Annotated in this window: 9 protein-coding genes; 5 read left to right on the top strand and 4 right to left on the bottom strand. The window is 48.4% G+C overall.

The window, feature by feature from the left end; all coding sequences use genetic code 11:
* From FSB75_RS08820 to FSB75_RS08810, 3 genes are all read right to left on the bottom strand, one after another.
* A complete protein-coding gene (locus tag FSB75_RS08820) occupies positions 1–477 on the bottom strand; it encodes a hypothetical protein (protein WP_146785784.1) in 477 nt (158 codons plus the stop codon).
* A gap of 42 nt (positions 478–519) precedes the next feature.
* Positions 520–774, bottom strand: coding sequence for a Smr/MutS family protein (locus FSB75_RS08815; RefSeq protein ID WP_146785781.1), 255 nt, complete (start codon positions 772–774; stop codon positions 520–522).
* A gap of 116 nt (positions 775–890) precedes the next feature.
* On the bottom strand, positions 891–1,334 hold the full coding sequence (locus FSB75_RS08810; RefSeq protein WP_146785777.1) for a CBS domain-containing protein: 444 nt from the start codon (positions 1,332–1,334) through the stop codon (positions 891–893).
* 231 nt (positions 1,335–1,565) lie between these two features.
* Here FSB75_RS08810 and FSB75_RS08805 point away from each other — a divergent pair, with 231 nt between their 5' ends.
* From FSB75_RS08805 to FSB75_RS21805, 5 genes are all read left to right on the top strand, one after another.
* The gene (locus FSB75_RS08805) at positions 1,566–6,380 is read left to right on the top strand and encodes a PKD domain-containing protein (RefSeq protein ID WP_146785774.1); all 4,815 of its coding nucleotides are present in this window, start codon (positions 1,566–1,568) and stop codon (positions 6,378–6,380) included.
* Between the two features lie 82 nt (positions 6,381–6,462).
* Entirely contained in the window at positions 6,463–7,476 is a 1,014-nt protein-coding gene (locus FSB75_RS08800; protein WP_146785771.1) for a PorP/SprF family type IX secretion system membrane protein, read from the top strand.
* Between the two features lie 137 nt (positions 7,477–7,613).
* On the top strand, positions 7,614–8,378 hold the full coding sequence (locus FSB75_RS08795; RefSeq protein WP_146785768.1) for an oxygenase MpaB family protein: 765 nt from the start codon (positions 7,614–7,616) through the stop codon (positions 8,376–8,378).
* Positions 8,379–8,390: 12 nt separating this feature from the next.
* Complete coding sequence (locus FSB75_RS08790; protein ID WP_146785765.1) at positions 8,391–9,026, top strand: HD domain-containing protein; 636 nt, start codon at positions 8,391–8,393, stop codon at positions 9,024–9,026.
* Between the two features lie 43 nt (positions 9,027–9,069).
* Entirely contained in the window at positions 9,070–9,237 is a 168-nt protein-coding gene (locus FSB75_RS21805; RefSeq protein WP_172623102.1) for a hypothetical protein, read from the top strand.
* Between the two features lie 82 nt (positions 9,238–9,319).
* On the opposite strand, the gene gcvP is transcribed toward FSB75_RS21805, so the two are convergent.
* A complete protein-coding gene (gcvP, locus tag FSB75_RS08785) occupies positions 9,320–12,214 on the bottom strand; it encodes an aminomethyl-transferring glycine dehydrogenase (RefSeq protein WP_146785762.1) in 2,895 nt (964 codons plus the stop codon).
* Positions 12,215–12,405: the final 191 nt, after the last annotated feature.

Genomic DNA, 12,405 nt, shown 5'->3' with positions numbered 1-12,405 from the left:
TCATAGTGCTTGCGGCAGTTCGCCAACTTCACCGTACACACGAGCCGTGACAATGGTTAAATTTCCCAACTGTTCGGTATCTGTTTTCGACCACTTAAAATAATCTTCTTTTGATTTTTTCCAATCGAACGACTCTTTGATTCTTACTTGAATGCTAAGGGGAAACTTTTCAGCACACCGGTATTGGTAATAGATAGATCGATCAACAAACCGAAAAATGATAAGAGCAGGCCTCTCTGCCCAACTTTCACCATTCACCGAAACCATCTTTATTTCTGGCCCAATCTCTTTTAATAAATTCTTCAACGGTTTTCCGCGAAACCAAAGGCTGTCATTTTCGGCAATAAGGTGCGCATCTTCCAATGTTTTCATCAATTGCCCATGACCTTGAACGGAGACAATAAAAGGGGAAAGAAGCAGTACAGCTTGCAACAGACGTTTCATATGGTTATGAGCTAATAACGTTGATTTTTCCACAAAAGCGTTTCAAGATTTGCTTCATTGGCGAAGCCACGACCTCTAAAATTTAAAATACACAAACAGCCGCCCGTGGTTTTTGGCGTCGTTCTCAATGCGGTGATAAAGCGGCTTTATGTGCGGAAGTTGTAAAAAGCGTTCAACCTTTTTGCGAAGCTGGCCACTGCCTTTCCCCGGAATGATTTCCACCTCGCGGATTTTCTTTTCAACGGCGTCTTCAAAAGCCTTCTGCAAAGCTTTGTCAACGGCGGCGCTGTTGTTGTAGATGGGGTGAAGATCAAGTTTGATGCGGCCCATGATGAAGAGAATGAGTGATGAATAATGAGTAATGAGCGGATCGTTTAAAAGTCATGAGGCCTGTGCGAATGTGTAGCTGTTGGTACAAGCAAGCCTTACTCATCACTCATTATTGATTAATAAATTCCTCTGTCCCCTTCGTCTTCGTCTACCAGTCGTTGGGCCAGGCTGTTATCGCTCAGTATCTGGCGCAGCAAGTCGTGAATGGTGATGACGCCGGCGAGGCTGTTTTCTTCGTTAAACACAAGCAGGTAGCGGGTTTTATGCTGGTCTATCAGGTGAATGCACTGCTCAACGGTCGCGTCCACTTCCACAACGGGCAAGTCGATTGTCATCACTTCGGCTACCGTTGTGCTGTCGCTGTGGCGGCCTTTTAAAATTACGTTGCGGCTGTAATCCCTTTCGGAAAAAATGCCTTTGTACTGGTCGTTGTCCATTACCACCAGGTAACTCAGGTTAATGGAGTTGAGCATCTTCAACGCGTCAATGACCAGCGTATCGGACGCGATTTCATTAAAGGGTTTGGCTTTGGACTGTAGAATGTCGTTTACGGTTCGCATAAAACAAAACTTAGGTTGTAAATGTAATGCGTACACGCCTCATGCGAATGGGTTGGTATCTGGATTTTCCTGTTTTCTGTCAGGATTTTTTGCACATGCCTTCGTAAAAACACGAAGTAAAAAACGCAGTCTTCCCCTGTTTCTGAAAAAAAGAGGGCAAAGGTTTAGAAATATAAATTCGGGAAAATATCTTCGGCCCCGAATTCTATCCTGCGTAAAACTCAACGTCCAATGTCCAATCCTGTAACTGTGTTGAAGAACCAGTGCCGCCTCTTGGCATTTCTTTTCTTTTTGTGCTGCCATGGTTTGGCTTCTGCACAACTTTCTGCCGCGTTTAACGCTTTGCCTTCCCGTTCCGGCTGTTCGCCGCTGGTGGTGAATTTTTTTGACGCATCAACCGGTAATCCTACGCAATGGCGATGGGATCTTGGCAACGGCGTTACTTCACTTTTGCGCAATCCTTCCACCACGTATTTCAACCCCGGTACTTACGCTGTAAAGCTGGTAGTGCGCAACGCAGCCGGCAGCGCAGACTCGGTAATAAAGACAGACTACATCACGGTGTTTCCCGCTCCCACTGCGGCTTTCACGGCCAACAAAACCACGGGCTGCTTTCCCTTGTCGGTAAGTTTTAGCGACGAAAGCATGGCCAATAACGGAGGCCTTGTCTCCTGGTTTTGGGACTTCGGCGATGGCACCACGTCTTCACAGCAAAACCCGTTGCACGTTTACACTAGTGCCGGAAGTTTTACGGTTACGCTTCGGGTAATCAACTCGGCAGGTTGCAGCAAGACCATTACAAAGCCCCAATATATTTCGGTAGCCAACGGTGTTGCCGCATCGTTTAGTACCACAGGCCCCGGCACTTGTTCGGCTCCGGCTTTGGTAAACTTCACAAACACGAGTACAGGGCCCGGACCGCTGGTTTATAACTGGAGTTTTGGCGACGGAGGAAATAGCGGGCTTCTCAATCCTTCGCATACCTACACCGCAAACGGCTCTTATTCGGTGATGCTGGCCGTTACCAGTCCGCAAGGTTGTACAGATACCGTTCGCAAAGCAAACCTGGTTACTATTGGCAACGTACACGCAGGCTTTGATGCGCTGGACAGCGTTTGTGCGGGCACAACGGTTTCCTTCACCAATACATCTGTGCCGACACCCGTTGCAAACGCCTGGGATTTTGGCGGCGGGTCATTTTCAACCCAACAAAATCCGACCGTTGTTTACAACACACCCGGAACGTACACCGTAAAACTCAAAGCCGATTTTGGCGGATGCTTTGATTCGGCGAGCAAACAAATTTTTGTTTCGGCAAAACCACAGCCGTCTTTTGATGCGGCAACAAAAGTTTTTTGTTCGGCGCCCGCAACTGTAAATTTTACCAATGCGACAACGGGCGGCGGAACGATGGTTTGGGATTTTGGCGACAGCACTACATCAACGGCAACAAGCCCTTCGCATACTTATACAACACTGGGAAGTTATACCGTTTCGTTAACCGTGACCAACGCCAGGGGTTGCAGTCAAACACTTACCAAAACGGATTTCGTTCGCATTCAACAGCCGCAAGTTGTTCTGAACAACCTGCCGCAAAATGGTTGTGCACCCGTCACCATTAATCCAACGGCGACGGCTCTTTCCAATCATGTTCTGACAAATTACTTATGGAAATTTGGCGATGGCTCAACCTCCACCTTGGCAACACCAACGCATACTTATACAAACGCCGGTACGTACAGCGTGACGCTGGTTTTCACCACAAGCACAGGTTGTAACGACTCAGTTGTACTTGCTAACGCAGTGAGAGTTGGCCTAAAGCCAAAAGCTTCTTTTACGCTGAATCCCACCAGGGTTTGCGCTTTTCAACCCGTTTCGTTTACCGACAACAGCACGGGCACAATTGACCAGTGGTCTTGGACCTTTGGCGATGGCGGCACATCCTCACAACAAAATCCAACATATCAATATTCCGATACCGGTTATTTTAACGTGCAGTTGATTGTGTACAACAACACTTGCCCCGACACGTTTCGCATAAAAAATGCGGTTTACATTAAACCGCCGATTGCCAATTTTTTGGTGCAGAACGACTGCAATCACAAGTACACCAAAACGTTTACTGATGCTTCCGTTGGGGCTACATCGTGGTACTGGAGCTTTGGCGATGGCACAACTTCTACTCAACAAAATCCTGTGCATACCTACACCAACGCAGGAAGTTATCAGGTCACCTTATCTGTGAGTAATGATACCTGTCAGAATTCCGCTACACGAACCGTGCGCATTGTAAATGAAAAGGCTGGTTTTACGGTAGATACGGTGGTTTGCCGGAACACCACGGCTGTCTTTCACGCAACGGGTATAAACGCTGCAAACATTTCATCGTGGCAATGGGATTTTGGCGACGGTACGACGTCAACTGCCGATACGCTTGCAACGCACATTTATAATGCAACCGGCTCGTACACGGCCAGCTTAATCATCACCGATGTTTTGGGTTGCAAGGATACCGCGAAAGGCAGCGTTAACGTATACGGTCCCGTGGCAAACTTTTCCGTTTCGGTAGGCGTTGCTTGCCTTTACAACAACAGCACAAGCTTTACTAACAAGTCAACAAGCGACGGCACGCACCCAATTGTAAACTGGCAATGGAATTACGGCGACGGCACAATTGATTCGACAAGCCTTCCGCCTTATCAACATAGTTATGCGGCTGCCGGTAACTACACCGTAAGCTTGTTGGTGAAAGATGCCTTCGGCTGCAGCGATGTTTTATCGAAAGCCGCTGCCGTTGTCATTGTTCAACCCAAAGCTGACTTTTATTCAACCGATACGGTTACCTGCACGGGCAAACCCATTTCTTTTGTCAATACGTCAACCGGGAACAACCTGCAGCAGGTTTGGAATTTCGGCGACGGCCTTAGCTCAACTGCCGTTAACCCGGTGCACAATTATGCAAGCATCGGAACTTACGGCATTAAGCTCGTCATAACCGACAGTTACGGTTGTAAAGATTCGTTGACGAAGCCGAATTATATTTCCATCTCTTATCCCAAGGCAAGGTTCACCGTTTCCGATTCGTTCAGCACCTGCCCGCCCTTGCTCGTACATTTCGCACAGCAATCAACCGATTATACTTCCATTAACTGGGATTTTGGCGACGGCACATCATCAACGCTCGATTCGCCTTCGCATTTTTATACAACGGCAGGCATTTACAATGCAGTGCTTACCGTGAAAGGCCCCGGCGGTTGCACCGATATCGCCACAAAGCAAATCATAATCAAAGGCCCAAGCGGAAGCTTTACCTATGCGCCGCTCACAGGTTGCAAACCGTTGACCGTAAATTTTACCGCCACCGCAAAAAGCATTGCAACGTACACGTGGGATTTTGCCGATGGAAACATTTCGTTAGTGAACGACTCAGTCATTTCGCATACGTATTTGAATGCGGGTGATTACCTGCCCAAATTAATCCTGACCGATTCGGGCGGCTGCAGCGTACCCATTTTCGGAGCCGACACTGTTCACGTAACCGGCATATCGTCAGGATTTGCATTAAATGGAAATAAATTTTGCGACAACGGTACGGTGCAGTTTACCAACACAACCGTTGGCAACGACTTCATCACGGCTTACAGCTGGAATTTTGGCGACGGCGCCACAAGCAATGCGCAACATCCTTCGCACTCGTACAACGCACCGGGCTTTTACACGGTTTCGTTAAGCGTCACCTCTCAAAGTGGTTGTCTTGATTCGTTGCGCTACGTTGACACGGTAAAAGTTTACGCGGCGCCGCAGATTTTTATCTCGCATGATTTATCGGGTTGCGTACCGCTGCCGGTTTCGCTGAACGGAAACGTAGCGGCCGGCGATCCAACAAAACTTTCCTGGCTTTGGAATTTTGGCAACGGTCATACCGATACGCAGCAAAACCCGTCGCCGCTGGTTTACAGCCTTGCCAATGCATACAACGTCACAGCCCTGGCAACGGATGATCACGGCTGTAAAGACACGGCCACTGCCGTCATCAACGCTTACCCGATACCAAAGGTTGATGCCGGCCCGGATGTTTTTGTTTGCCGCGGAAGCTTTGCGCAACTGAACGCAAACGGTGCAGCTACATACGCATGGAACGCATCTACTACACTGAGTTGTACAAGTTGCACCAGTCCTTTGGCTGCGCCAACAGATTCAACGCAATACGTTGTTACAGGCACCTCGGCTTTTGGTTGTGTGGCTTCGGATTCAATTATGGTAAGGGTGCATCAACCCTTTAGCCTGCAAGTTGGGCAAGGCGATACGGTTTGCGCGGGTTCAACGGTGCACCTTCGCGCCGGCGGTGCCGATCAATACACGTGGTTTCCGTCAACAGCGGTCGTAAATCCAAGAGCCGGTATTACCAATGCGGCCCCGATGACTACAACAAATTACCAGGTTATTGCCCGCGACAATTTCAATTGCTTTACCGATACCGGTTATGTTTTCGTCAAGGTCTGGTCTTACCCGACAGTGGACGCAGGCACAGACCAAACCGTTTCCATTGGAGCAACGCTAACCCTGACACCCCGGTATTCAAACGATGTGGTTGGCTATCAATGGAACAACCCGATGCAAAGCCTGAGCTGCACGACATGCCCTTCGCCAACGGTACAAACCAAAGGCGCGCAGAATACGTACAAAGTTCAGGTTGTGAACGGAGGTGGCTGCACCTCGGCCGATGAAGTAACCATTTACGCCATTTGCAACGGCGGCAACCTGTTTATACCAAACACGTTTTCACCGAACAACGACGGCAAGAACGACGTGTTTTATCCACGCGGCAGCGGCATTCACAAAATCAAATCGCTGCGGATTTACGACCGCTGGGGCGAGATTGTTTTCACGGCCGAAAACGTTGACGCAAACGACGCAAGCTTTGGCTGGAACGGAACCTTCAAAGGTGCAACGCTTCCGCCCGATGTGTATGTGTATACATGCGAAGTGATATGCCTGAACAACGAAGTGCTAACGTATAACGGAAACGTGACATTGCTGAAATAGTGAAACGTGAGACGACAAACGTGAAACCGGAAGGCTTTAAGGTTTATACGACACTGCTGTCTCACGATAAAACATCCAACTTATGAAAAACATTTATCGCAAACTTTTTACACTTGTCTGCGGCTTGCAACTAACGGCTTGTAGCTTTTCGCAAGACGTTCATTTCTCCCAATTCTTCGAAGCGCCGCTTTACCGCAACCCCGCACTGGCGGGCATTGTGCACGGCGACTACCGCATTCAAACGTTGTTTCGTTCGCAGTGGAACAGCATCACCAATGCGTACAAAACCACCTCGCTCAACGCAGAATACAAACTGCCGGTAAAAGGCGACGATTACCTTACGCTGGCGATGCAAGTTTTTTACGACAAAGCCGGCACAACAAATCTTACCACAACGCAATTGCTTCCGGCCATTAACTATCACAAATCGCTGAGCGATATAAAAAGCACTTACCTCTCCATCGGTTTTATGGGCGGCTATGTGCAAAGAAGAATAGACCGCAGCAAGATCACAACCAACACAACCTACAACAACGGTAGCGACGGCGAAGATGGACTGATTCCGCAGTACGGTTATTGGGACGGCAGTGCGGGTCTTAGCTTTAATACGCAGTTGGGCGATAACCCGGATAACAACCTTGTACTCGGTGCGGCCCTGCATCATTTTATCAAGCCAAAAAATTCTTTTTACGATAACGCTGCGGTAAGTGTAAATCCAAAATGGGTTTTCAGCGGCGACGTAAAATTCGGGTTGAACGAAAGCGCCTACCTCACCGTTCACAACGATTACGTGCAACAGGGTTCGTACAGCGAAAAACTTTCGGGCATTGTTTACTCGCAGAAAATTGGCCCTTATACCGACGACCCTGATTTTACCGTCGGCGCCGGCGGCTTCATGCGCTGGGGCGATGCGCTCATTCCGGTTTTCCAGTTGCATTACCGTCCCTTTCAGCTTTCGATGAGCTATGACGTAAACGTTTCGAAACTTTCCACCACCAGTTACGGAAGAGGCGGATACGAGATGTCTTTGACGTACGTTGGTTTCTTGGATAGAGAAAATTCTGCGGCCAATGCGGTGCTGTGTCCACGGTTTTAACCTGGTTGATCGTTGTTCGTTGATCGTTGTTCGAAGGAAGTGTGGTCAACCATCAACGAACAACGACCAACGAATCTTAAGACATCGTTGACCTTTCCGCAAAAGCAGTTTATGTAAGTTGCAACATAACCCAACGCATGACAGCCTACGTTCATCCGCAATCCATCGTTCGAAAAATTTGGGGCAAGAGTGATACCATTCTTTTCATCTTTGCCGGCGCGGCGGCGGAGTTTGCGCTCAACAAGGCGGTTGACTGGCTTTATTTTACCGGCCGCATTCCGAACGATCCAATCGGTCGTTTATTCTCTACTGTTGAATACGCGAGGCATATTGTATTTGCATCAAAAGAAGAAGCCGAGGCAACGATTGACAAAATCACATTCATTCACGGCGGCGTTGAAAAAGCCCGTGGCGCAAAAATTCCCGACTGGGCTTACCGCGACGTGTTGTTCATGCTCATTCATTATTCCATCGCCGCGTACGAACTGCTCGAGCGAAAATTAAGCGCTGACGAAAAAGAAGATTTGTACGAAGTGTTTTTGCGTATCGGCCGCCGCATGAACGTTCCGGATTTACCGGACACCTATAAAGCGTGGCTTCCCGTACGCGAAGCGCACATGCAAAGCGATCTGGCAAGAAGCCGGTTTACGGACGATTTGTTTCAACAGTACAAAAAGCATTTGGGCCGGCTTCGTTACAAAGCCTTACGCGAAGCGCAGGTTTTGGTTGTTCCAAAACGCGTTTCGGCGTTGTTGCAATTCAGAAAAATTTCTCTACTTTACCCGCTTGTTCCGGTTTATAAATTAAGCCGCCGCTTAAATCTCGACGCTGTAATAAAGTGGCTACTTCTGCCGTCTGCTTACAAAAAGCAGATTGAAGCCCTTGATGTACTGCCTTCATGAAAACAACTGCTTATGCTAAAAGAAGAATTCCTTTCTCTACTGACAAACTACACCAATGACCGGCAAGCCGCAGCACAACGATGGAGCGAAATAGAAACGGCGTACACCGACAAGCAACGCTACTTTCACAACCTGTCGCACATCGAACAAATGCTTTCTTCGTTGCACGCAGTGAAAGCACAGATTGATGATTGGGATACGATCGTCTTTGCCGTTTTTTATCACGATTTTATTTACGACGTGGTGCGGTATGTAAACGAGAACGACAACGAAGACCTGAGTGCCGACGAAGCCGGAAACCTGCTGAAAGAAATTGGTTTTGTGCCGGCTAAAATTGACCGTTGCAGGCAACACATTCTTGCAACGAAACACCACAAGCAATCAAGCGACGGCGATACAAATTTTATTATGGATGCCGACTTGCTTATTCTTGGTCAGCCTTGGGAGGTATACAAGGAATACATGAACAACATCCGCAAAGAATACGAAGTTTATCCCGACAATATTTTCTATGCTGGCCGCACGCATGTGTTGAAAAATTTCCTCCAGACGGAGCGGCTGTTCAAGACCGATTATTTTCACCAGCGGTTTGAAAACGCAGCCAAAGAAAATATTCAGCGGGAATTGGAGATCATTTCTTTTTCTTAAGCCCTGTGGTACGCCGATTGCGTTCCTGCCGTAAACAATCGTTATGAAAAGTATACTGATTGCTGCCACTGTGGTGGGCGCCGCGATAGCCGGTTTAATTCTTTACACACAACAAAAGGACAAGCCTTCGGGCCAGTTAAAGCAAACAGGGAAAGATTTAAAACGAAATTTTAAGGAAGCCATTGGCCTGGAAAGGCCGGCGATGAGTTGAGGAGAAAGTTAATGGGTTACCAAGTTACTAAGTAGGGTGAGCCTCCTTGTTAACGTATTAACCCATTAACTTATTAACTTCCTTATGCTTCCGCGTACATCTCGGTGGGCAAACAAACACAAACAAGGTTCCTGTCGCCGTAGGTGTTGTTAACCCTTGCCACGCTTGGCCAGAATTTGGCCGTCTTCACATACGGTAACGGGAAGGCCGCCAACTCGCGGCTGTAAGGCTTTTTCCATTCGTCGCTGCACACCATAAACATTGTATGCGGCGCATTTTTTAGCGGGTTGTCTTTCTTGTCTATTTGTCCTTCCTCAATCAATGCAATCTCTCTTCTTATGCTCAACAAAGCATTGCAGAAGCGGTCTAATTCGTCCTTGTCTTCGCTTTCGGTTGGCTCAATCATGATAGTGCCCCCAACCGGAAAACTCAACGTAGGTGCGTGAAAGCCGTAATCCATCAAACGTTTTGCAACGTCTTCCGCTTCCACTTCGGCTGACTTTTTAAAGGGCCGCAGATCAACGATAAACTCGTGTGCACAAGCGCCGTGATGATTGGTGTACAAAATATCAAACTGGTCTTTCAACCGGGCCAGCATGTAGTTCGCATTCAGAATGGCGTACTCCGTTGCTTTGCGAACGCCATCAGCGCCTAACATGCGTATATAAGCATAAGAGATAAGAAGAATAGATGCGGAACCGTATGGCGCGGCACTTACAGCATTTCTGTTTTGCTGACTACTGATTGCTGATTGCTGATTGCTTAATTCAACGTGTCCCGGCAAGTGCGGCGCTAAATGCGTTTTTACGCAAATTGGGCCCATGCCGGGGCCGCCACCACCGTGTGGGATGGCAAATGTTTTGTGCAGGTTTAAATGGCAAACATCTGCGCCAATCAAACCCGGTGCGGTTAAGCCCACTTGTGCGTTCATGTTTGCGCCGTCCATATACACTTGCCCGCCGTGGCTGTGAACGATCTCGGTAATTTCTTTCACCGTCTCTTCGTACACGCCATAGGTTGACGGATACGTGATCATGATGCCGGCAAGATTCGCCGCGTTTTGTTCGGCCTTTGCTTTCAAATCTTCTACATCAATGTAACCGTTCTCCAGGGCTTTCACTACTACTACGTGCATCCCGCACATAACGGCCGATGCCGGGTTGGTGCCGTGTGCCGAAATAGGAATCAGCATCACGTTGCGGTGGCCTTCGCCGCGGCTTTCGTGGTAAGCTTTAATCGTGAGCAAACCGGCGTATTCGCCTTGCGCACCGCTGTTGGGTTGCAAGCTGCAGGCATCAAACTTTGTAATCTCACAGAGATATTTGCTCAATTCTTTTACAATAAAAGCATAGCCTTCTGTTTGAGCCGTGGGAGCAAAGGGATGCATCTTGCTCCAGTGCATCCAGCTCAACGGAATCATTTCCGAAGCCGCATTTAGTTTCATGGTGCAACTGCCCAGGGGAATCATGCTGTGCACCAGCGAAATGTCTTTGTTCTGCAATTGCGTGATGTAGCGCATCATCTGTGTTTCGCTGTGGTGCGTGTTGAAAACAGGATGCGTCAAGAACTCAGAGGTCCTCGTTAGCGACGTTGGAATAATGTCAAGCGTGTCCTCGTGTTGCAGTTCGTACGCAACCGGATCAACATCGTTCACGAACGAATTAATGATGTCGAAAAGATCGGAAGGCGTTGTGGTTTCATCCAGTGAAATGCCGATGTGCTGATTGTCGTAATAGCGGAAGTTGAGGAACTGCCGTTCGGCTTTTTGGCGGAAAGGCGTTGCGTCGTTCACCTTTACAACAACCGTATCAAAGAAATATTCGTGCAACAAATCATAGCCTCTTTCTTCCAACGCGTTGGCAAGCGTTTGCGTTAACAGCGCCACTCTCTTCGCAATGTTTTGCAAACCATCAGGGCCGTGAAAGACGGCATACATCGCGGCCATGTTTGCCAGCAAAGCCTGTGCGGTGCAAATGTTCGAGGTTGCTTTTTCGCGTTTGATGTGTTGCTCTCTTGTTTGTAAAGCCATGCGCAGGGCACGATTGCCTTGTGCGTCCACACTCACACCAATGATGCGTCCGGGAATGCTGCGCTTGAATTCATCTTTGCAGGAAAAGAAAGCGGCGTGCGGACCGCCGTAACCCAAGGCTACGCCAAAGCGTTGTGCAGAACCTAACGCAACATCAGCACCCAGCTCACCGGGCGGCGTTAATAAGGTAAGCGCCAACAGATCCGTTGCCATAGCCACGTAAGCGCCAACGGAATGAACCTTGTTAATAAAGTCGCGGTAATCTTCTACCGAGCCTTTGTCGTTGGGGTATTGAACAAGGGCGCCAAAATAAGTTTCATCAAGCTGCACCGAGCCGTAATCGCCGTAAATTACTTCAATGCCCACAGGGATTGCCCTGGTTACCACCACGTCTTTTGTTTGCGGAAAAACATCTTTGTCCACGAAAAACTTTGGACGGGTAACGTGGTGCTGGTCTTTGTTGAGCAGGTTAAAGAACATGGTCATTGCTTCGGCAGCGGCCGTTGCTTCGTCTAGCAAGGAAGCATTGGCAAGCGGCAAAGCCGTTAAATCACTAACCACGGTTTGAAAGTTCAGCAGGCTTTCCAAACGGCCCTGCGAAATCTCTGCCTGGTAAGGCGTGTATTGCGTGTACCATGCTGGATTTTCAAACACGTTGCGCAGAATAACACTCGGCGTTATGGTATCATAATAGCCCTGGCCGATGTAATTTTTGAAGACCTTGTTTTTAAGTGAGATCTCTTTTATGTGTTGCAGGTATTCAGCTTCGCTCATGGCCTGCGGAAGGTTCAGCTCTTCGTTCATGCGGATGGCCGGCGGCACGGTGCGGTCAATCAATTCCTGTAAACTGGCAACGCCGATGGCCTTCAGCATTTCTGTCGTTTCCGCTTCGTTTGGTCCAATATGACGGTGTTGAAATTCTTTGCTTTGTGTTTCAAAAAGACTCATGTGTGTTTTCTCCTTTTTGGAAGGCGCAAAGATAGGGCTGAAACGGGTTTGAGCATAGCCATTGCACGACCGGGTAGGTTGTAAACGGCCGGTTCAACGAACGAAAAGAAATACCCGGGAGAAGAAAGGCAGGTGTGTGTTTTGTTCGCTGTTTGGCAAAGCACTTTTTATGCGGCGTCATCGCTCCTTTG

The organism is Flavisolibacter ginsenosidimutans (assembly GCF_007970805.1).
Taxonomy (GTDB): Bacteria; Bacteroidota; Bacteroidia; order Chitinophagales; family Chitinophagaceae; genus Flavisolibacter; species Flavisolibacter ginsenosidimutans.
The sequence above is the reverse complement of the archived record's forward strand: the minus strand, read 5'-3'. Positions and strand labels throughout refer to the sequence as shown.